At 71.8% G+C, this 19,552-nt stretch carries 22 protein-coding genes and 1 riboswitch; of the genes, 15 read left to right on the top strand and 7 right to left on the bottom strand.

Annotated features, from left to right (window positions below):
* Positions 1-3: 3 nt before the first annotated feature.
* The 5 genes from ybeY to ACZ6NZ_RS29640 all read left to right on the top strand — a co-directional run bounded on the left by ybeY (position 4) and on the right by ACZ6NZ_RS29640 (position 4,383).
* Complete coding sequence (ybeY, locus tag ACZ6NZ_RS29620) at positions 4-477, top strand: rRNA maturation RNase YbeY (RefSeq protein WP_030491788.1); 474 nt, start codon at positions 4-6, stop codon at positions 475-477.
* Positions 453-1,877 (top strand): hemolysin family protein, encoded by a 1,425-nt coding sequence (locus tag ACZ6NZ_RS29625; RefSeq protein ID WP_465861355.1) that lies wholly within the window; start codon positions 453-455, stop codon positions 1,875-1,877. Before ybeY ends, ACZ6NZ_RS29625 begins: the two co-directional genes overlap by 25 nt.
* On the top strand, positions 1,870-2,256 hold the full coding sequence (locus ACZ6NZ_RS29630; protein WP_112619633.1) for a cytidine deaminase: 387 nt from the start codon (positions 1,870-1,872) through the stop codon (positions 2,254-2,256). Before ACZ6NZ_RS29625 ends, ACZ6NZ_RS29630 begins: the two co-directional genes overlap by 8 nt.
* Positions 2,257-2,261: 5 nt before the next feature.
* Entirely contained in the window at positions 2,262-3,158 is an 897-nt protein-coding gene (era, locus tag ACZ6NZ_RS29635; protein WP_396791605.1) for a GTPase Era, read from the top strand.
* Between the two features lie 106 nt (positions 3,159-3,264).
* Positions 3,265-4,383: an acyltransferase family protein gene (locus tag ACZ6NZ_RS29640; protein ID WP_465861181.1), complete on the top strand. Its 1,119-nt coding sequence runs from the start codon at positions 3,265-3,267 to the stop codon at positions 4,381-4,383.
* On the opposite strand, the gene ACZ6NZ_RS29645 is transcribed toward ACZ6NZ_RS29640, so the two are convergent.
* Complete coding sequence (locus ACZ6NZ_RS29645) at positions 4,370-5,179, bottom strand: DUF4097 family beta strand repeat-containing protein (RefSeq protein ID WP_465861182.1); 810 nt, start codon at positions 5,177-5,179, stop codon at positions 4,370-4,372. The genes ACZ6NZ_RS29640 and ACZ6NZ_RS29645 overlap by 14 nt on opposite strands.
* A 102-nt stretch (positions 5,180-5,281) precedes the next feature.
* Here ACZ6NZ_RS29645 and recO point away from each other — a divergent pair, with 102 nt between their 5' ends.
* The 5 genes from recO (at position 5,282) to ACZ6NZ_RS29670 (ending at position 8,352) form a co-directional block, all read left to right on the top strand.
* Positions 5,282-6,148: a DNA repair protein RecO gene (recO, locus tag ACZ6NZ_RS29650; RefSeq protein WP_091409749.1), complete on the top strand. Its 867-nt coding sequence runs from the start codon at positions 5,282-5,284 to the stop codon at positions 6,146-6,148.
* Positions 6,149-6,152: 4 nt separating this feature from the next.
* Complete coding sequence (locus ACZ6NZ_RS29655; protein ID WP_465861183.1) at positions 6,153-6,965, top strand: isoprenyl transferase; 813 nt, start codon at positions 6,153-6,155, stop codon at positions 6,963-6,965.
* 71 nt (positions 6,966-7,036) lie between these two features.
* On the top strand, positions 7,037-7,222 hold the full coding sequence (locus tag ACZ6NZ_RS29660) for a hypothetical protein (RefSeq protein WP_030491795.1): 186 nt from the start codon (positions 7,037-7,039) through the stop codon (positions 7,220-7,222).
* A 144-nt stretch (positions 7,223-7,366) separates the two neighbouring features.
* Positions 7,367-7,594 (top strand): thioredoxin reductase, encoded by a 228-nt coding sequence (locus ACZ6NZ_RS29665; protein ID WP_465861184.1) that lies wholly within the window; start codon positions 7,367-7,369, stop codon positions 7,592-7,594.
* A complete protein-coding gene (locus tag ACZ6NZ_RS29670) occupies positions 7,591-8,352 on the top strand; it encodes a pirin family protein (protein WP_366611953.1) in 762 nt (253 codons plus the stop codon). The genes ACZ6NZ_RS29665 and ACZ6NZ_RS29670 overlap by 4 nt, the downstream gene beginning before the upstream one ends.
* 130 nt (positions 8,353-8,482) lie before the next feature.
* On the opposite strand, the gene gndA is transcribed toward ACZ6NZ_RS29670, so the two are convergent.
* Positions 8,483-9,925 carry an NADP-dependent phosphogluconate dehydrogenase gene (gene gndA, locus ACZ6NZ_RS29675; RefSeq protein WP_357207810.1) on the bottom strand — a complete coding sequence of 481 codons (1,443 nt, stop codon included), beginning with the start codon at positions 9,923-9,925 and terminating at the stop codon, positions 8,483-8,485.
* 189 nt (positions 9,926-10,114) lie between these two features.
* Positions 10,115-10,411 (bottom strand): thiamine-binding protein, encoded by a 297-nt coding sequence (locus ACZ6NZ_RS29680; RefSeq protein ID WP_465861185.1) that lies wholly within the window; start codon positions 10,409-10,411, stop codon positions 10,115-10,117.
* Positions 10,412-10,700: 289 nt separating this feature from the next.
* Between ACZ6NZ_RS29680 and ACZ6NZ_RS29685 the strand changes: the two genes are divergently transcribed.
* Positions 10,701-11,249, top strand: a complete 549-nt coding sequence (locus tag ACZ6NZ_RS29685; protein ID WP_465861186.1) for a hypothetical protein — start codon at positions 10,701-10,703, stop codon at positions 11,247-11,249.
* 481 nt (positions 11,250-11,730) lie between these two features.
* Here the strand turns inward: ACZ6NZ_RS29685 and ACZ6NZ_RS29690 are convergent, their stop codons facing one another.
* From ACZ6NZ_RS29690 to ACZ6NZ_RS29700, 3 genes are all read right to left on the bottom strand, one after another.
* On the bottom strand, positions 11,731-12,531 hold the full coding sequence (locus ACZ6NZ_RS29690) for an energy-coupling factor transporter transmembrane component T family protein (RefSeq protein ID WP_465861187.1): 801 nt from the start codon (positions 12,529-12,531) through the stop codon (positions 11,731-11,733).
* The gene (locus tag ACZ6NZ_RS29695) at positions 12,528-13,958 is read right to left on the bottom strand and encodes an ABC transporter ATP-binding protein (protein ID WP_465861188.1); all 1,431 of its coding nucleotides are present in this window, start codon (positions 13,956-13,958) and stop codon (positions 12,528-12,530) included. The genes ACZ6NZ_RS29690 and ACZ6NZ_RS29695 overlap by 4 nt, the downstream gene beginning before the upstream one ends.
* Before the next feature lie 120 nt (positions 13,959-14,078).
* Complete coding sequence (locus tag ACZ6NZ_RS29700; RefSeq protein WP_366611957.1) at positions 14,079-14,672, bottom strand: ECF transporter S component; 594 nt, start codon at positions 14,670-14,672, stop codon at positions 14,079-14,081.
* Between the two features lie 74 nt (positions 14,673-14,746).
* Positions 14,747-14,851: riboswitch (TPP riboswitch) on the bottom strand.
* Positions 14,852-14,958: 107 nt separating this feature from the next.
* Here ACZ6NZ_RS29700 and ACZ6NZ_RS29705 point away from each other — a divergent pair.
* From ACZ6NZ_RS29705 to ACZ6NZ_RS29720, 4 genes are all read left to right on the top strand, one after another.
* Positions 14,959-15,789 carry an alpha/beta fold hydrolase gene (locus tag ACZ6NZ_RS29705; protein WP_465861189.1) on the top strand — a complete coding sequence of 277 codons (831 nt, stop codon included), beginning with the start codon at positions 14,959-14,961 and terminating at the stop codon, positions 15,787-15,789.
* 51 nt (positions 15,790-15,840) lie between these two features.
* Positions 15,841-16,590, top strand: a complete 750-nt coding sequence (locus tag ACZ6NZ_RS29710; protein WP_465861190.1) for a sugar isomerase domain-containing protein — start codon at positions 15,841-15,843, stop codon at positions 16,588-16,590.
* A gap of 137 nt (positions 16,591-16,727) precedes the next feature.
* The gene (locus ACZ6NZ_RS29715) at positions 16,728-17,231 is read left to right on the top strand and encodes a DUF6328 family protein (protein ID WP_366611962.1); all 504 of its coding nucleotides are present in this window, start codon (positions 16,728-16,730) and stop codon (positions 17,229-17,231) included.
* A gap of 104 nt (positions 17,232-17,335) precedes the next feature.
* The gene (locus ACZ6NZ_RS29720) at positions 17,336-19,333 is read left to right on the top strand and encodes an acyl-CoA dehydrogenase family protein (RefSeq protein ID WP_465861191.1); all 1,998 of its coding nucleotides are present in this window, start codon (positions 17,336-17,338) and stop codon (positions 19,331-19,333) included.
* Between the two features lie 42 nt (positions 19,334-19,375).
* Here ACZ6NZ_RS29720 and ACZ6NZ_RS29725 read toward each other — a convergent pair whose 3' ends face one another.
* A complete protein-coding gene (locus ACZ6NZ_RS29725; protein WP_355009250.1) occupies positions 19,376-19,543 on the bottom strand; it encodes a hypothetical protein in 168 nt (55 codons plus the stop codon).
* Positions 19,544-19,552 lie beyond the last annotated feature (9 nt).

Raw genomic sequence — 19,552 nt, forward strand, 5'->3', positions numbered from 1 at the left:
CAGTTGTCCATCGAGATCGCCAACGAGTCCGGTGTCGACGTCGACACCGACGCCGTGCTCGCCGTCGCCCGGCACGCCCTCGACGAGATGGGGGTCAACCCCCTCGCCGAGCTGTCAGTGCTGCTGGTCGACATCGACTACATGACCGAGCTGAACCACCGCTGGATGGGTGGCGACGGCCCGACCGACGTGCTCGCCTTCCCCATGGACGAGGGCAGCGTCGACCACGGCCCGGGTGAGTCCGCACCGGCCGGCGGCGAGCCCGCCCTGCTCGGCGACATCGTGCTCTGCCCGGAGGTGGCGGCCAAGCAGGCGGCGACCGCCGGGCACGCGCCGGCCGACGAGCTGCACCTGCTCACCGTGCACGGTGTGCTGCACCTGCTCGGTTACGACCACGCCGAGCCGGAGGAGGAGCGGGAGATGTTCGCGCTCCAGGCTCGGCTGCTGGCGAGCTGGCGGTCGACCCGCACCCAGTGATGTCCACTCCTCCGTTACTCGCGGCCGGCGCCACCGCCGGCCTCCCCGACCTTCAGCTGATCGTCTTCGCCGCCGGTCTGGTGGTGCTGGCCGGCCTGATCGCGATGACCGAGGCGGCCCTCGCCGCGGTCTCACCGGCCCGAGCCGCCGAGCTGGCCCGCGACGGCGTGCGCGGCGCCCGTACCCTCCAGGTCGTGGCCGGCGACGTCGTCCGGCACCTCAACCTGCTCCTGCTGTTGCGGCTGCTCGCCGAGCTGACCGCCACCACACTGGTGGCGCTCGTGGCGGTGGACAGCTTCGGCGCCGGCTGGCGGGCCGCGCTGGTGACCGCCGGCGCGATGACAGTGGTCAGCTTCGTGGTGGTGGGCGTCGCCCCGCGCACCATCGGCCGGCAGCACGCCTACGCCGTGGGTCGTGCGGTGGCACCGCTGGTCCGCTGGCTGGGCCGGGCGCTCAACCCGCTCGCGTCGCTGCTGATCCTGATCGGCAACGCGGTCACCCCGGGGCGCGGCTTCCGGGAAGGTCCGTTCGCCACCCAGGTGGAGCTGCGGGAGCTGGTCGACCTGGCCGAGCAGCGCGGCGTCGTCGAGCACGGCGAACGCCAGATGATCCACTCCGTCTTCGCGCTCGGCGACACCATCGCCCGTGAGGTGATGGTGCCGCGTACCGAGATGGTGTGGATCGAGGAGGGCAAGACGCTCGCGCAGGCGCTGGTGCTCTTCCTCCGCTCCGGGTTCTCCCGCATCCCGGTGATCGGCGAGAGCGTCGACGACGTGCTGGGGGTGCTCTACCTCAAGGACCTGATCCGGCGCTCCCGCGGCGGGGACCCGAGGGCCGAGCAGTTGCCGGTGGCCGAGCTGATGCGCCCGGCGACCTTCGTACCGGAGTCCAAGCCGGTCGACGACCTGCTGTCCGAGATGCAGGCGGCCCGCAACCACCTGGTCATCGTGGTCGACGAGTACGGCGGCACCGGCGGTCTGGTCACCATCGAGGACATCCTCGAGGAGATCGTCGGTGAGATCACCGACGAGTACGATGTTGAGCGCCCGCCCGTCGAACGCCTGGCGGACTCCTCGGTGCGGGTGACCGCTCGCCTACCGGTGGAGAATCTCGGCGAGTTGTTCGACACCGACCTGCCCACCGACGAGGTGGAGACGGTCGGCGGCCTGCTCGCCCAGTCGCTGGGGCGGGTGCCGATCCCGGGGGCCGAGGTCGAGGTCGCCGGTCTCCGCCTGGTCGCCGAGGGCACCACCGGCCGGCGCAACCGGATCGACACCGTCCTGGTCAGTCGGGTGGAGCCGGGCGACGAGCAGGACACCGCGGGGCGCGGCGAGCACGCCGGCCCCGGGGACGACACGGACAACCATCGAGACGACGAGAGGCAATCCGCCGATGCCTGACACCCCTGCCGCGCCTGCCGCCCGGCCCACCCCCACCGCGTCGGGCGCGCTGAGCGCCGAGGACGGCAAGCTCGTCGTCCTGGCCCGGGGAGCCCGCGCGCGGGTCGGTGCCGTTGAGGGCGCCGCGGTCCGCGACCAGGACGGCCGGACGTACGCGGCGGCCAGCGTCGCGCTGCCGTCGCTGACGCTCACCGCGTTGCAGCTGGCGGTGGCGTCGGCCGTGGCGGCCGGGGCGAGTCGGTTGGAGGCGGCGGTGGTGGTGACCGAGGCGTCGACGCTGGACGGTGCCGGGCACGCGGCGGTACGAGACCTCGCGGCGGACGCGCCGGTCCACGTGGCCGCTCCGGACGGCACGGTCCTCGGCACGGTGACCCAGTGAGCCCGGTGCAGGATCCGCAGGCGCGTCCGTACCGGGCAGGGTTCGGCTGTTTCGTCGGTCGCCCCAACGCCGGCAAGTCGACGTTGACCAACGCCATCGTCGGCACCAAGATCGCCATCACCTCCAACAAGCCGCAGACCACCCGGCACGTCATCCGGGCGGTGCTGCACCGACCGGAGTCGCAGCTGGTCCTCGTCGACACGCCGGGCCTGCACCGCCCCCGTACGCTGCTCGGCGAACGTCTCAACGACTTGGTCCGGTCCACCTGGACCGAGGTCGACGTGATCGGCCTCTGCATCCCGGCGAACGAGCCGGTCGGGCGCGGCGACAAGTTCATCACCGGCGAGCTGGCCGAGTTGAAGGCGACTGTGCTGGCGGTGGTCACCAAGACCGACCTGGTGGACAAGCGTCAACTGGCGGAGCAGTTGCTGGCGGTCAGCAAGATGGGGGAGTTCGCCGAGATCGTGCCGGTGAGCGCGGTGTCCGGGCACCAGGTGGACACCCTCGTCGACGTGATGACCAAGTACCTGCCGCCGTCGCCGCAGCTCTACCCGGACGACATGCTCACCGACGATCCCGAGCAGGTGCTGGTCGCCGAGCTGATCCGGGAGGCCGCCCTGGAGGGGGTCCGCGACGAGCTGCCGCACTCCATCGCCGTGGTGGTGGAGGAGATGATCCCCGAGGGGCAGGTCATGAAGATCTACGCCGACCTGTACGTGGAGCGGCCCAGCCAGAAGGCCATCGTGCTCGGGCACAAGGCGAGTCGGCTCAAGGAGGTCGGCACCACCGCCCGCAAGCAGATCGAGGAGCTGCTCGGCGGTCGGGTCTACCTCGACCTGCACGTGCGGGTCGCGAAGGACTGGCAGCGCGACCCGAGGCAACTGCGCAAGCTGGGCTTCTGACCCACCTCGTCGTCGGTGCCCGACCGGCGGGACAGCGGTCGTTTGGTACGGGCGCCACGCAGGGTAGGAGAGTCGTGCCCCGCGTCCCCGACCGAGATGCAGGCTGATGCGCAACAGGTACCTCGACCTCCTCCGTGCCCTGGCCATCATTCGAGTGGTCGTCTACCACGTCACCGGATGGGCGACCCTCACCCTCGTCTTCCCCGCCATGTCGGTGATGTTCGCGCTGGCAGGCTCGCTGATGGCCGCGTCGCTGACCCGGGTCGGCCCGGCGGCGGTCGGGCATCGGCTGCGTCGGCTGCTGCCGTCGCTGTGGGTGCTCGCGGTGGTCTTCGTGCCGGCCATGCTGTTCAGCGGTTTGTCGCTGAGCCCTCGGGTGTTGCTGTGGCTGTTCCCGATCGCCGACCCGCCGGCCAACCACTGGGGCGCGCTGGCGCTGAGCACCATCTGGTATCTGCGCGACTACCTCTGGTTCGTGCTCGCCTCGCCGATCGCGTTCTGGCTGTTCCGGCGTGCCCCGCTGATGACACTGCTCACCCCGTACCTCCTGCTGGTGACCATCGAGGTGGGGATCTACCCGGCACCGCCGGTGCTGCGCGACTTCGGGCTCTATTTCGGCGCGTGGCTGCTCGGCTTCGCCCACCACGCCGGGATGCTGCGCCGACTCTCCGGCCGGCTGCTCTACCCGGTGGCGCTCGCCCTCGCCGTCGCCGGCGGCGCCTGGATCGTCGAGCATCCCGGTCCGCGTGGGTACGACCTGAACGACAACCCCCTGGGCAACGCCCTCTGGTCGGCCGCGTTCATCCTGATCGTGCTGGGCCGGGCGCCGGCCGGGGTGGCCTGGCTGAGCCGGAGCCGACCGGCCGACCGGGCGGTGACGGTGCTCAACCGGCGGGCGCTCACCGTCTACCTCTGGCACATGCCGTTCGTGGTGGCGCTCACTCCACTGGTCGACGTGGTGGGCTGGTCCCACCAGGACCCGGTGGGCCTGGCCATCCGGGTGCTGCTGGTCTTCGCCCTGGTCGGGCTGGTCACCCTGGCCGTCGGCTGGGTAGAGGACGTCGCGGCCCGCCGCCGTCCGGAGCTGATCCCCGGTGGCCCGGGGCCGTCCGCCGAGCCGGCAGCCCGGCCGGGCGCCGAAGCCGGGGCGACCGACGCACGAGCGGTGGTGCCGGCCCAGCGGACGGCCGGGGAGGCGGCCGACGTCGAGATCAACGCTCGCTGATCGTGAGGTTGCCGCTGTTGGCCGAACCGTCGAGCACCAGGGACGCGGCCGGGTTGTCCGCGACGGTGACGGTCTCGTCGCCGGAGTCGGCGTTGGACCGGACCCGGTAGCTGCCCTGCGGCACCACCAGCGTGACGTCACCGCTGGACGCGTGGACCCGGGCCGAGGCGGGCTTGTCCAGCTCCACGTTGACATTGCCCGAGCTGGCCTCGGCGTCGACAGTGCCGCCCAGCCGGCGTGCGGTGATGTCGCCCGACGAGGCGCGCAGCCGTACCGCCGCGGCGGCCTCGCTCACCTCGATGTTGCCCGACTGGGCCTCCACGCCGACCGCGCCCGACGCACCGGAGATCCGCACGTCGCCCGAGCTGACCTGTAGCTCCACGGTGCCGACCCGGCTCAGCTCGACGTTGCCGGAGCTGGTCTCGCCCCGCACCGCCACACCCTCCGGCACCGTCACCTCGTAGGAGATGCTGCATCGCGAGCCACAGTTGGTGTCCAGCACCAACTCGCTGCCCTTGATCTCGTAGCGGGTGTTGTCCGGTTCGCCGCCCTGGTAGCGAACCACTCGCTTGATCCGCACCTCGGACGCGGTGCCGGTGCCGCGGACCACCACGTCGCCCGAACCCCCGGAGACTCGGACCGTGGTGATCCGGGCCGCCTCGGTGTTGTCGTAGTCGAGCCGGCGGAACGACAGGTTGTCGCACCCGGCGAGCACGATGAGGGTGGTGGTGAGCCCCAGCGCGACGGGAGCGGCGACGCGCCGACGGCGGGCGGGGGTGGTCAGGTGCAGGGCCATGGCCAGCACGCTACGGCCGGGCACGAGGCCGCCGCATCGGGGTTCAACCGCGCTTGCACCCCGAACCAACCCTGATTTCGCACCCCGAGGGAGAATGGCCCGATGGCCGGGTATCGCCGACAGCTCTACCGCGACGACGCGGTGGTGCTGCGTGTGCAGAAACTCGGCGAGTCCGACCGGATCATCACCCTGCTCACCCGCCGGCACGGCCGGCTACGCGCGGTGGCGAGAGGGATCCGCCGCACCACCAGCAAGTTCGGTGCCCGGCTGGAGCCGTTCGGCCACGTCGACCTCCAGCTCGCCGGCGACCCGAAGGGCAACCACGGCAGTTCACTGCACACCGTGAGTCAGGTCGAGGGCATCGACCTGTACGGCAAACGGTTCCTGGGCGACTATCCGCGCTACACGGCGGCCAGCGCGATCGCCGAGACCGCCGAGCGGCTGACCCCGGTGGAGCGGGAGCCGTCGCTGCGGCTGTTCCAGCTCACCATCGGCGCGCTGAAGGCGCTGTCCCGGGGCGAGCACGCCACCACCCTGGTGCTCGACGCGTACCTGCTGCGCGGGATGTCCCTGGCCGGCTGGGCGCCGGCGCTGGTCGCCTGCGCGGTCTGCGGCACGCCCGGGCGGCACCGGGCGTTCTCGGTTCCGGCCGGCGGCGCGGTCTGTCCGGACTGTCGGCCCCCCGGGGCGGCTCATCCCGCCCCGGCCACCATCGATCTGATGTCCGCGCTGACCTCCGGCGACTGGGTGATCGCCGACGCCACCGACGCCGCCGTACGTCGGGAGTGCAGTGGGTTGGTCGCGGCTCACCTGCAGTGGCACCTGGAGCGCGCGCTACGCTCGCTGCCGCTGGTCGACCGGGGTTCCTCGGCGGCCGGCACGGCCCCTCCGCCGGAAGGCACCGGGGCCGTGGTGCTCCGGCCACGCGGCGACGTCGAGGCCGGGGCGGACGGCGCGAACAGGGAGTGACCGAGTGATCCGATCGAAGAAGGCCGACCGGCGCGAGCCGACCCCGCCGGTGCCACACCCGTCCGGGGCCCGACCGCCGGCGCTGCCCACCGACGCGGTGCCCCAGCACGTGGCGGTGGTGATGGACGGCAACGGCCGCTGGGCCAAGGACCGCGGGCTGCCCCGCACCAAGGGGCACGCGGCGGGGGAGCACAGCCTTTTCGACACCATCGAGGGCGCCATCGAGATGGGCATCCCGTACCTGTCGGCGTATGCGTTCTCCACCGAGAACTGGCGGCGTTCGCCCGACGAGGTCCGGTTCCTGATGGGGTTCAACCGGGACGTGATCCGTCGCCGCCGTGACCAACTGGTCGACCTGGGCGTACGGGTGGTGTGGTCGGGCCGACCCGGTCGGCTGTGGAAGAGCGTCATCACCGAGTTGCAGACCGCCGAGGAGATGTCCCGCGACAACTCGACGCTGACTCTGCAGTTCTGCGTCAACTACGGCGGGCAGGCCGAGATCGGTGACGCCGCCGCGGCGATCGCACGGGACGTGGCGGCCGGCCGACTGGATCCGGCGAAGGTCACCGAGAAGACCGTGGCGAAGTACCTCTACCACCCGGAGATCCCGGAGGTCGACCTGTTCCTGCGCCCTTCCGGTGAGGAACGGATCTCCAACTTCCTGCTCTGGCAGACCGCGTACGCCGAGTTGGTCTTCCTGGACACGCTCTGGCCCGACTTCGACCGCCGCCACCTCTGGTACGCGTGCGAGCTCTACGCCCAGCGGGACCGACGCTTCGGCGGCGCGCTGCCCAACCCGGTCGCCCCGGTTATCTGAGCCGACGCGCTTACCCGCACGTCACTCTGGGTATCAGAGACGTCAGAAGCCACTGACGGAGGTGAACCCACATGATCCAGAAGCGCATTGCCCAGTGGGCGGTGATGGCGGTCGCGGTGCCGCTGGCCGCGGCCGGTGCCCGCCGACTCAGCCACACCCTGGAGGCCCGGCGTGGTCCCTCCGGGGCGACTCGGCTGCTGACCAAGGGCGCGGACCTGATCCGTCCGCAGAAGGCCAAGCGCCGCCGCTTCTTCTGACCGTCCCCACCCGTCCCCGGCGCCGCCCGCACCCCCGTGCGGGCGGCGCCACCCCATCTGTGCCCCGTGCGGCTGTTTCGGGGTGCCGTGCAGGAGCGCCGGGTAGGGTCCGGAGGTGGTGGGACGACGGCGGTTGGGGGCCAGATGCGGGATCTCCGCTTCAAGATGATCATGGCGTTGAACGCCGCCGACCTGGGCGACCCGATCTGCGAGCAGGTAGCCGAGATCTGCGCCGAGATCGCCGAGCAGCACTGCGCCGAATTCGGCCACACGCCCCAGCTGCGCACCGGTGAGATCGCCGAACTGGCCAGCGGCGAGCCGGCCCTGACCTGGGCGCCGTCCGCCCCTGACGCCGGGCAGCGTGCCTGGTGACCGCACCGGCGCCCGCCGTCGACATCCGCCGTGCCGATGATCGCTTCGCCACCCGGATCTCCTGGCTGGACTCCAAGCACTCCTTCTCGTTCTCCCGGCACTACGACCCGGCCAACACCCACCATGGCCTGCTGCTGGTCAACAACGACGACGTGGTCCGACCGGGCGCCGGCTTCGAGACGCACCCGCACCAGGACATGGAGATCGTGACCTGGGTGCTGCGCGGTTCCCTGGTGCACCAGGACTCCACCGGGCACTCCGGGGTGATCTACCCGGGTCTGGCCCAGCGGATGAGCGCCGGCACCGGCATCCTGCACTCGGAGAAGAACGACGCCTGGCGGCTCAACAACCAGGAGCCGCACACCGACCCGGTGCACTTCGTGCAGATGTGGGTGCTCCCCGACGAGCAGGGCGTAGACCCCGGCTACGAGCAGTTGGAGATCGAGGACGAGCTGCTCCGCGGGGGCCTGGTGCCGATCGCGTCCGGGATGGACCGCTACGACGGCGCGTCCGCGATCCGGATCCGCAACCGGTACGCGACCCTGCACGCCGCCCGTCTCGCCCCCGGCGACGAGGTCACCATTCCGGACGCGCCCTACGTGCACCTCTACGTGCCCAACGGCACCGTGACCCTGGAGGGCAGTGGTCCGCTCGGCAGCGGTGACGCCGCCCGGCTCACCATGACCGGCGGCCGGCGGGTGAGCGCCGACGAACCCGCCGAGATCCTCGTCTGGGAGATGCACGCCACGGTCGCCTGACCGCTACCGGTTCGCACCTGCCGTCTCCCCAGATCACGCTCGAACATGGATGTAGTGGCCTCCCACCTCGGGAAGGCCACTACATCAAGGATCGAGCACGATCATGCGGTGGTGCGGTGGTGCGGCGCGACTACGCCGGCGACTCGGTGCGGTCGGCGGCCCAGGTGGTGTGGAACGAACCCTCGCGGTCCACCCGCTGGTAGGTGTGCGCGCCGAAGTTGTCCCGCAGACCCTGGATCAGCGCCGCGGGCAGCCGCTCCGCGCGCAACGCGTCGAAGTACGCCAGCGACGACGAGAACGCGGGCGTCGGCACGCCGGCCCGGGTCGCGTCGGCCACCACCCGCCGCCAGCTCGGCACGCCAGCGCTGACCGCCTCGGCGAAGTACGGCGCCACCAGCAGCGTCGGCAGGTCGGGCTGCTCGTCGTACGCCTCACGGATCCGGTTGAGGAAGCGGGCCCGGATGATGCAGCCGCCCCGCCAGATCGTCGCGGTGCCGCCAAGGTCGATGTCCCAGTTGTATTCCTGGCTGCCCGCGCGGATGTGGTCGAAGCCCTGCGCGTACGCGACGATCTTGGAGGCGAGCAGCGCCCGGCGGACGTCCTCGACGAAGGTCTCCCGGTCGGTCACCTGCCACTTCTCACCCGCGTCGGGGAACGCCCGGCGGGCCGCCTCGCGCTGGTCGACGTGCCCGGAGAGCGAACGGGCGAAGGTCGCCTCGGCGATCCCGGTGATCGGGATGCCCAGGTCCAGGGCACTCTGCACGGTCCACCGACCGGTGCCCTTCTGCTCCGCCCGGTCCTGCACAATGTCCACGAACGACCGGCCGGTCGCCGCGTCGGTGTGCGCGAGCACGTCGGCGGTGATCTCGATGAGGAACGACTCCAGCTCGCCGTTGTTCCACTCCCGGAAGATCTCCGCGATCTCCGCCGGCGTCGCGTCCAGGCCGGCCCGAAGCAGGTCGTACGCCTCCGCGATGAGCTGCATGTCGGCGTACTCGATGCCGTTGTGCACCATCTTGACGAAGTGCCCGGCACCGTCCGGCCCGACGTGCATGCAGCACGGCACGCCGTCCACCTGAGCGGCGATCTTCTCGAACATCGGCCCGAGCTTCGCGTACGACTCGGCGGAGCCGCCCGGCATGATGCTCGGCCCGCGCAGCGCGCCCTCCTCGCCGCCGGAGACGCCGGTGCCGCTGAAGTGCAACCCCTGGGCCCGCAGCGCCTCCTCACGGCGACGGGTGTCGGCGAAGTGGGCGTTGCCACAGTCGACGATGATGTCGCCCTCGTCGAGCAGCGGCACCAACTCGTCGATCACCGCGTCGGTAGGCGCGCCGGCCTTCACCATCACGATGACCGCGCGGGGTCGTTCCAGTGACGCCACGAAATCGGCCATCGTCTCGCCCGGCAGGAACGTGCCCTCGTCGCCGTGCTCGGCAACCAGGCTGCGGGTGCGCTCCGGCGAGCGGTTGTGCACTGCCACCGTGAAGCCGTTGCGGGCCAGGTTGCGGGCCACATTGCGACCCATCACCGCCAGCCCGGTCACACCGATCTGTGCCCTCGCCTGATCAGCCATTCGTGCCGCCACCTCTCGTCACACCACTATCAGCGCTTGGAAACTTACCGTGATGTGAGCCGATACGGACCAGTGATCGACGTCCCGTTACTGCACGTGATGTGGACGTTGCCCCTGGCGGCTGGGCCTCTCGGCGCTGGTCGGTGAGCCTCGCGCCGGGAAACGTGTCGTCATTTCGCGCCGCACGCGTCAGCCTTCGACGAGACGGGCTTCGATTCGGGCGATCTTCCCGGTCAGCGCGTCGGTGACCCCGGGCCGGACATCGGCCTTGAGCACCACACTCACCCGGGGCGCCCGCGCGGCGACCACGTCGACCGCCTGCTTCACCACCGCCATCACCTCGTCCCACTCGCCCTCGACGGTGGTGAACATGGCATCGGTCCGGTTGGGCAGCCCGGACGCACGAACCACCCGCACCGCCTCGGCGACCAGGTCACCCACGGAGTCGTCACCGCCGAGCGGGGTGATCGAGAACGCGATCAGCATCTGCCGATCGTGCCAGTAAAACCGGATGCGCGTCGGTCGGGCGGTGGCTACGGTACGAACATGCGTAACTGACGCCCCACTTCCGAGCCGGCCCGCCGTCCCGCGTCGCGGTCCGTGCGCTCCCGGGCGTCCCGCATCCCCTCCCCGCCGTTCGGCGGCGATGGCCCTGCCTGGCCCGGTGAGCAGTCCCTTCCCCACTCGACCGTCGCGCAACGACGGTCACCAGCCGATCCGACCGACCGCCGCAACGCGGGACCGGCCGTGCCGGTCGGCATTGAAGGAGACCCGGATGCCTGCCAGGCGTAACCCGAAGAAGACCCGTACCCCCGAAGCGACGCCGCTCGGCGTCGACCCGGCGGCCGGCCGCGGCCCGCTGCCAACCACCATCCCGGCCCTCGACCTCGCGGTCGAACCAGCCCTGCCGGCGCCGCTCGTGGAGCCGGCGCTACGGGCTGGGCCGGTGCTGCCGGTGGCAGCGGTGGAGCCGGCGCTGCCGGCCGCCCTAGTGGAGTCGGCGCTGCCGGCTGTGCTGGTGGAGTCGGCGCTGCCGGCGGCATTGGTGGAGTCGGCGCTGCCGGCCGCCCTGGTGGAGGTGGCGCTGCGGGCTGAGTCGACGTTGCCGGCCGCACTGGACGAGGTGGCGCTGCCGGACGAGGTGCCGGCAGTGGTCGATGTGCCGGCGGTCGTCGACGCGCCCGCCGTTAGTGATCTACCGAAGCCGAGCGGCCGACCGAAAGCACCGACGGCCGGGCCGCCACAGGGCGGCGGCAACCGCTCCGGCGGCGGCCGCAGCCAGCAGGCCGGCCAGGCCCGCCGCTACGCCTTCCGCCGAAGCTGACCCCCCACCCACTCCCACCGCCCCACCCCACCCGCGCCGCCCACGCGCCCCACCCGGCCCGCCCGCCCCGCCCCGCCCCGCCCCGCGATCTTGCACTTTCTGTCCTCGCATAACCGGCATAAATAGACGAATCGACGACAGAATTCGCAAGATCGGCGGGGGATGCGCGTGGGCGTTCCGGGCGGTGACAACAACATCAGGGATGTAGTGGCTTCGCTGGCGATGGAGGCCACTACATCCCTGATGTTGTGCGGATCTTGCCTGCGGGCAAGGGGCAGCGGGCAAGGGTCGGCGGGCCGCCGGCAGCGGGCGGTGAGCACCGGGTCGGCGGGTCGGCGGGCAGGGGGCGGCTCGCTGTCGGCAATGGGCGGCTGGTGGCGGGCTGCTTGCCGGGAGACGGCGGGCTGCTTGTCGGCAGACGGCGGGCCGCGGGCCGGCGGGTAGCAGACGGCGGTGAGGGGGCGGGCGCGTGGCGCGGGTCTCAGCTGATGAGGGGGCGGAAGGTGCCCAGGACGACGCTCGTGGTCAGGGCGGCCGCGGCGAGTACGGCAGCTCCGGCGATGAGGAGGACATCGGCGCGGGTGAAGTGCTGCTGGCGGGCGACGGTACGGGGTGTGCCGGCGTCGAAGCCGCGCGCGTCCATCGCCACCGCCAGTCGGGTGCCGCGGCGGATGGCCCCGACCAGCAGCGCGAACGCGGTGGAGGCGAAGAGTCGCAGCTTCGCCACCGGGTTGCGTCCCGCGTCGACGCCCCGGGCGCGTCGCGCCATGCTGATCATCTGCCACTCCTGACCGAGCAGCGGCACCAGCCGGAACGCGGCCAGCGCACCGATGGCGAACCGGGCCGGCGCCTTCGCGTTCTGGATCAACGCGTCGGCCAGGTCGGTGGGGTCGGTGGTCGCGAAGACGATCACACCGGGCAGGGCGACCGCGAACACCCGCAGCACCAGGCCGAGCGCGGTGAGCAGGACGCCGGTGCTCACCAGCACCGGTCCCACGTCCAGCAGGACCCGGCCGGACCGGTCGGCGGCGAACAGTACCAGGGTGACCAGGATGCCGATGGCGCTGAGCAGCAGCGGCAGGGCCCGCCGGGCCAGCACCCGGTAGCGGATGCCGAACAGCGGCAGGACGGCCAGTTCGAGGGCGATGGCGATCGCCGGGGCCACCGGGTCCAGGGTCGCCAGCAGGGTGAACGAGAAGAGCAGTGCGGCGGCGACCTTCGCCACCGGGTTGCGGCGGGCCAGCGGCGCATTCGGCGCGGCGACCGGCTCGATGCTGATCATCGGTGGTCGTCCGGGGTTCGGTGCAGGGTGACGCTGCGGTCGGCGAGCGCGCTGACGAAGTCCGCGTCGTGGGTGACGGTGACCACGGCGTGCCCGGCGTCGCGCAGGTCGGCGAAGAGGTCTACCAGCTCCCGCCAGGTTCGCCGGTCCTGACCGAAGGTGGGTTCGTCGCAGATCAGCAGGCGTGGCGCGGTGGCGAGGGCGGTCGCCACGCTCAGCCGCCGCGCCTCACCACCCGAGAGGGTGTACGGGTTGGCGGCGGCGAGTCGGGCCAGCCGTAGCCGTTCCAGCAGCCCGGCCACGGTCTCCTTGACCGCGGCCTCGGGTTGACCGGTGCGGCGCGGGCCCAGCGCTAGCTCGTCGAAGACGGTGCTGGTGACGAACTGGTGCTCCGGGTCCTGGAAGACCGACCCGATGCGTCGGGCCAGCGCGGGTGCCCGCCACCGGTGCGGGGGAGTGCGGTGGTCCGCGCCGGCCAACTCGGCGGTCGCGGTGACCTGCCCGATGCCCGGCCGGAGCAGACCGCCGAGCAGCAACGCCAGCGTGGACTTGCCGGCACCGTTGGGTCCGCGTACGGCGAGTGCCTCACCGGCGCGTACCGCCAGGTCGGTAAGGCCCAGCCGGGGCGGCAGGCCGAGCCGGTCGGCGGTGAGCAACAGCTCCCCGGGCCCGGCGGTGACCGGTCGGGGCGCGATGGGGTGACCGGGCACCCAGACCCCCTCGGCGGCCAGGGCGGCGCCGTGGGCGGCGAAGACCGCCTCGGGCGGGCCGTCCGCGCGGACGCCGCCACCCGGTTCCAGGACGACCACCCGGTCGACAAGTGGCAGTGCCTCGGCGACCCGGTGCTCGACCAGGATCAGCGTGGTGTCGGCGTCCAGCGCGCCGGCCACCGCGTGCCGGACCAGCTCGGCCCCGGCCGGGTCGAGGTTGGCCGTCGGCTCGTCGAGCAGCAGCAGAGCGGGGCGCAGGGCCAGCGCGCCGGCCAGCGCGAGGCGTTGCTGCTCGCCGCCGGAGAGCGCGGCGGTGTGGCGGTCCCGGGAGTACGGGAAGCCGACCCGGTGCAGCGCCTCGTCGACCCGGGGCCAGATCTCGTCGGCCGGTACGCCCCGGTTCTCCAGCCCGAACGCGACGTCGTCGCCGCAGCGCGCCATCACCAGTTGGGTCTCCGGGTCCTGGAAGACGAGGCCGACCCGCTCCCGCCCCTTGCGGGGGTCGAGCCCGTCGATCTCGACGGTGCCCTCCTGCTCGCCCGAGTCCTCCGGCAGCAGCCCCGCCAATGCGCTGAGCAAGGTGCTCTTGCCGGCCCCGGACGGCCCGAGAAGCAGAACTCGCTCCCCAGCCTCAATCCGCAGGTCAACTCCCCGCACGGCCCAGGCGCGCCGCCCAGCGTGCCGCCACCCGAACCCCCGCAGCAGTACCCCGCCCACCAAACCACCCCCTCCAGCCGCGCGCCCCCGCTCCACCCTGCACGGTCGATCATGAGGTTGACGGTGGATGTGGAGATCCGTCCGCCCGTCAACCTCATGATCGACGCGAGGTGGTGGGGGTCAGATCAGGGCTCGGTTGCGGCCGGCCGGGAAGCGGTCCAGGACGCCGGTGTTGGCCAGGGCCTGGGTGAGCAGCCAGCCGCCCAGGCCGGCGATCACCGTGGCGCTGACGATGGTGAGCAGCGCGTACGGGATGCGGTAGTCGGTCAGCGCGTAGTCGACGTTCCAGACGAAGAAGTCGAACAGCGCCGCGCTGAGGCCGGTCAGGGCGCCCGCGAACACCGCGGTCGGCAGGCGGAACGACCGGTACCGGAAGGCGGCGAACGCCAGCTCGGCACCGATGCCCTGCACGATGCCCTGCGGAATGACCGTGCCGGCCCACTGGCTGCCCAGCAGCGCGGACAGGACCGCGGCCACGGTCTCGCAGTAGAGCGCGGCGCCGGGCTTGCGGATGACCAGCCCACCGATCACCGCCGGCATCAGCCAGACGCCGTAGAGCAGCGTCTGCGCCGGCGGGAAGAAGGCGAACGCGCCCTCGGTGGCGCTCCAGACCAGGCCCCAGGCCCAGAAGATGACGCCGAAGGCGACCGCGATCACCGAGGCGACCACGATGTCGATGGTGCGCCAACGGTGTGTGTCGGTGGTGGATGTCATGTGGTGCTCCCAGTTCGTGAGTGCGAACCAGGAGAAGACGCACGCCGCGTCCGGTGGCACCGGACTGCGGCGCGGCTGGAGGTCGACCGAACTCCCTGCGCTGGCATTACCCAGATCAGGTTCGAGGGTCTGCGGGCGTGCCCGCACTCTCAGCGCTGTGCGCTCCCCTGTCGGATATGAAGTTGTCTCGCTGACGCTAACACCGACCAGGGGCGCGGGCCCAGCAGGGCATCCGCCTGACCTGCGGGAGCGAGTGGCCGACCGCCGGCTGGGTACGCTTCCGATCATGCGGGTTGACGCGCGAGGCTTCACGTTCGAGGTGACCGTCGGTGGTCCGACGGACGGCGTACCCGTCCTGCTGCTGCACGGTTTCCCGCAGCACAGCGGCGAGTGGGACGACGTGGTGCCGACGCTGCACGAGGGCGGACTGCGCACGTACGCGCTGGACCAGCGCGGTTACTCGCCCGGCGCGCGGCCCACGGTGGTGGCCGACTACCGGATCCCCGAACTCGTCACCGACGTGGTGGCGGTGCTCGACGCGCTCGGTCTGGACGCCGTGCACCTGGTCGGCCACGACTGGGGCGCGATCGTGGCCTGGGCGGTTGCCGCCCGGCACCCCGAGCGGGTCCACACGCTGACCGCCGTGTCCGTACCGCATCCGGCGGCCATGGCGCACGCCCTGAGCAGCGACGCCCAACAGAAGGCCCGCTCGTCGTACATCACCCTGTTCCGCAAGCCCGACAAGGCGGAGAAGGTCCTGCTGGCGTGGCACGCCACCGCGCTGCGCAAGCTGCTCGGCGGGGTGGGCGACACGTCCCGGGTGAACCGGTACGCCGACCCGATGCGTGAGCCGGGTGCGCTGACGGCCGCGCTGAACTGGTACCGGGCGATGTCCCGCGCCGACCTGGCCGGCGTCGGCCCGGTCGCGGTGCCCACCACGTACGTCTGGAGTGACCGGGACGTCGCCATCGGCCGGACCGCCGCCGAGGCGTGCGCGCCCAACGTCACCGGCGACTACCGCTTCGTGCAGCTGCCCGGGGTGAGTCACTGGATCCCGGACGCCGCGCCGGCCCCGCTCGCCGAGGCGATCCTGGCCCGAGCCGGCGGGACGGCCTGAGCAGTGGACAGCAACGGGCTGGCTGGCCCGCGATCGAACGACGGAGGACGTATGACGGTGAGTGCCGAGGACTACCTGGCCGTGGTGACCGAGACGATCGGCCGGGTGGCCGACACCCAGCGGGAGGCGGTGGGGCGGGCCGCCGACCTGATCGCCGAGGCCGTCCGCGCCGACGGCGTGGTGCACGCGTTCGGCACCGGGCACTCGGAGGCCCTCGCCATGGAGATCGCCGGACGGGCGGGCGGTCTGGTGCCGACCAACCGGATCGCGCTCCGCGACCTGGTGCTGCTCGGCGGTGAACCGGCCGACCGGCTGGGCCCACTGCTGGAACGGGACCCGGCCGTCGCGCACCGCCTCTACGAGCTGGCCCCGGTGCGCCCCACCGATGTCTTCGTGCTCGCCTCGAACTCCGGGGTCAACGGCGCGATGGTGGAGTTCGCCACGCTGGTGAAGGAGCACGGGCACGGGTTGGTGGCCATCACCTCGGCGCGGCACTCCGGCCAGATGGCCTCCCGGCACCCGTCCGGGCGCAAGCTGAGCGAGATCGCCGACGTGGTGCTCGACAACGGCGCGCCGTACGGCGACGCGACGCTGCCCCTGCCCGGTGGTGGCGCGGTCGGCGCGGTCTCCTCGATCACCGCGGCGCTGCTGGCGCAGCAGGTGACAGTGGAGGTGGTGGCGCGGTTGCTGGCGGCGGGGGAGCGGCCCCCGGTCTACCTGTCGGCGAACATCCCCGACGGCGACGCGCACAACAACGAGTTGGAAGCGCGGTACGCGGGCCGGATCCGGCGCGGGTCCTGACGCCGCCGGCGGCCGACATGCGTCGCCGAGATGAACGCCAGGTGTCGTGAACCTGTTTCGCGCTCGGCCGGGTGGGGCATTGGCGTTGCTGCCGGCGGGCGGGACCGCCGGCAGTAGCGTCTCACCGGAGGTAGCGCGTGTCCAAGGAGACCGAGAAGCAGCGCTGGCAGCGCAACTTCGCCGACCTGCTGCAGGAGTTGCGGGTCGCCCAGACCGGCGTGCAGATTCTCTTCGCCTTCCTGCTCACCCTGCCGTTCAGTAACGGGTTCACCGAGACCACGGAGTTCCAGCGCGACGTCTACATCGTGGCGTTGCTGGCGGCGGCCGCCGCCACCGCGATGATCATCTCGCCGGTGGCGTTCCACCGGGCGTTGTTCCGGCAGGGGCGCAAACCGGAGCTGGTTCGTTTCGCGCACCGGATGGCGACCGGTGGGCTCGCCTTCATGCTGATCGCGATGGTCAGCGCGGTGCTGCTGATCACCGACTTCGTGCTGGACCGGCCGATCGCCTTCCTGCTCAGCGCCCTGACCGGGCTCTGGTTCCTCACCTTCTGGATGCTGCTGCCGTTCGCCCGGCGCAACTGGGGTGAGGACGACATCGACGACGATGACGACGACCCGGACACGACCATCGGCCGCTGAGCGCGTCGATCTTCACGCTGCGCTACCCCTGGGTAACAACCGGGGGTAGCGTGGTGGTAGTCGCGCACGTCGACGCAGCCGCACCGAGCTTCGAGGGGGCAGCCGTGACCACGACGCAGAACGGCCGACCGGCACCGGACGGCCCCGACTCCGAAACCACGGCCGGCGCCGCCGCGCCGCTGCCCGCCGAAGCCGGGCAGGTCACCGAGAAGGAAGCCCGGCAGGTCGCCGAGGCCGCCCGCGAATCCACCTGGGACCGGCCCAGCTTCGGCAAGGAGCTGTTCCTCGGCCGGTTCCGGCTCGACCTGATCGACCCGTGGCCCCGATCCGACCCGGACGACGTGGCTCGCGCGGAGGAGTTCCTTGGTCGGTTCCGCGCCTTCCTGACCTCCGAGGTGGATGGTGAGGCCATCGAGCGGGACGCGTCCATACCCGACTCGGTGTTCCACGGCCTGGCCGACCTCGGCGCGTTCGGCATGAAGATCGACCGGAAGTACGGCGGGCTCGGGCTGAGCAACCTGCACTACTGCCGAGCGCTCATGCTGGCCGGCTCGGTCAGCCCGGCCATCGGCGCGCTGCTCTCGGCGCACCAGTCGATCGGGGTGCCGCAGCCACTGAAGATGTTCGGCACCCCCGAGCAGAAACAACGCTTCCTGCCCCGGCTCGCCGCCGGTGAGGTGTCCGCCTTCCTGCTCACCGAGCCGGACGTCGGCTCCGACCCGGCCCGGCTGGCCACCATCGCGGAGCCCACCGAGGACGGCACCGGTTACCGGCTCAACGGGGTGAAGCTCTGGGCCACCAACGGCATCGTGGCCACCCTGCTGGTGGTGATGGCGCGGGTGCCGGCCACGCAGGGACGTCGAGGCGGCATCACCGCGTTCGTGGTGGACGGCGACAGCCCCGGCATCACCGTCGAGCGGCGCAACGAGTTCATCGGCCTGCGCGGCCTGGAGAACAGCCTGACCCGGTTCCACGACGTGATCGTCCCCGCCGAGAACGTCATCGGCGGAGAGGGCAAGGGGCTGAAGATCGCCCTGACCACTCTGAACACCGGCCGGCTCTCACTGCCGGCCATGTGCGTGGGCGCCGGCAAGTGGGCGTTGAACGTGGCCCGAGGGTGGGCCGCCGACCGGGTCCAGTGGGGACGGCCGGTGGGCGAGCACGAGGCGGTCGCGCAGAAACTCTCCTTCATCGCCGCCACCACGTACGGCATGGAGACGATGCTCGACCTCTGCTGCCTCCTCGCCGACGACGACCGCAACGACATCCGGATCGAGGCGGCACTGGTCAAGCTGTACGCCAGCGAGATGGCCTGGAAGATCGCCGACGAGCTGGTCCAGATCCGCGGTGGGCGCGGCTACGAGACGGCCGACTCACTGGCCGCCCGCGGCGAACGCCCGGCCGCCGTCGAGCAGATGCTGCGCGACCTGCGGATCAACCGGATCTTCGAGGGTTCCACCGAGATCATGCACCTGCTGATCGCACGGGAGGCGGTCGACGCCCACCTGTCGGTGGCCGGCGACATCATCGACCCGGACGCGGGGCTGGGCCGCAAGGCCCGAGCCGGTGCGCGAGCGGGCGCCTTCTACGCGAAGTGGCTGCCCACGCTCGCCGTCGGCCGCGGGCAGAGCCCTTCGGCGTACGCCGAGTTCGGCCCGCTCGCCGCGCACCTGCGCCAGGTGGAACGGTCGTCGCGCAAGCTGGCCCGGTCGACGTTCTACGCGATGTCCCGCTGGCAGGGAAAGATGGAGCGTAAGCAGGCGTTCCTCGGCCGGGTGGTGGACATCGGCGCCGAGTTGTTCGCGATGTCCGCGGTCTGCGTCCGGGCCTCCGCCGAGCGCGACAGCCGCCCGGAGAACATCGAGCTGGCCGACCTGTTCTGCCGGCAGGCGCGGGTGCGGGTGGACGCCCTGTTCGCCGGCCTCTGGGACAACACCGACTCGGTCGACACCGCTGCCGCCAAGCGCATCCTCGCCGGCCGCTACGCGAGCCTGGAGGAGGGCGTGCTCACCCCGTCCGAGGAACTGCCCTGGGTGGCCCGCTGGTCGCCCGGTCCGTCCACCTCCGAGGATGTCCGCCGCCGCATCCCGCCGAAGCCGTAAACCCCGCACTAGGTCGGCCGGGGTGCGGGTCGGGAGCTTCGGTCAGCGGGCCACTGCCCAGGCCAGCACCCCCGCCAGGATCAGACCGTTGAGCCCGGCCAGGGCCAGGTATGCCGCGGGTGGGATCTTCTTGCCCCGGCGCAGGAAGGAGACCAGGACAGCGGCGTAGCCGAGCAGCAGGACGGCGATGACGACGAGGAAGTAGAACACCCGACGACC

The organism is Micromonospora sp. NPDC047756, assembly GCF_055587245.1.

Bases quoted from the DNA above. Each gene is read 5' to 3' on its own strand.
- ACZ6NZ_RS29630 (WP_112619633.1), top strand. From the start codon at position 1,870: ATGCCTGACACCCCTGCCGCGCCTGCCGCCCGGCCCACCCCCACCGCG.
- ACZ6NZ_RS29640 (WP_465861181.1), top strand. From the start codon at position 3,265: ATGCGCAACAGGTACCTCGACCTCCTCCGTGCCCTGGCCATCATTCGA.
- ACZ6NZ_RS29645 (WP_465861182.1), bottom strand. From the start codon at position 5,179: ATGGCCCTGCACCTGACCACCCCCGCCCGCCGTCGGCGCGTCGCCGCT.
- recO (WP_091409749.1), top strand. From the start codon at position 5,282: ATGGCCGGGTATCGCCGACAGCTCTACCGCGACGACGCGGTGGTGCTG.
- ACZ6NZ_RS29660 (WP_030491795.1), top strand. From the start codon at position 7,037: ATGATCCAGAAGCGCATTGCCCAGTGGGCGGTGATGGCGGTCGCGGTG.
- ACZ6NZ_RS29665 (WP_465861184.1), top strand. From the start codon at position 7,367: ATGCGGGATCTCCGCTTCAAGATGATCATGGCGTTGAACGCCGCCGAC.
- gndA (WP_357207810.1), bottom strand. From the start codon at position 9,925: ATGGCTGATCAGGCGAGGGCACAGATCGGTGTGACCGGGCTGGCGGTG.
- ACZ6NZ_RS29680 (WP_465861185.1), bottom strand. From the start codon at position 10,411: ATGCTGATCGCGTTCTCGATCACCCCGCTCGGCGGTGACGACTCCGTG.
- ACZ6NZ_RS29685 (WP_465861186.1), top strand. From the start codon at position 10,701: ATGCCTGCCAGGCGTAACCCGAAGAAGACCCGTACCCCCGAAGCGACG.
- ACZ6NZ_RS29690 (WP_465861187.1), bottom strand. From the start codon at position 12,531: ATGATCAGCATCGAGCCGGTCGCCGCGCCGAATGCGCCGCTGGCCCGC.
- ACZ6NZ_RS29700 (WP_366611957.1), bottom strand. From the start codon at position 14,672: ATGACATCCACCACCGACACACACCGTTGGCGCACCATCGACATCGTG.
- ACZ6NZ_RS29705 (WP_465861189.1), top strand. From the start codon at position 14,959: ATGCGGGTTGACGCGCGAGGCTTCACGTTCGAGGTGACCGTCGGTGGT.
- ACZ6NZ_RS29710 (WP_465861190.1), top strand. From the start codon at position 15,841: ATGACGGTGAGTGCCGAGGACTACCTGGCCGTGGTGACCGAGACGATC.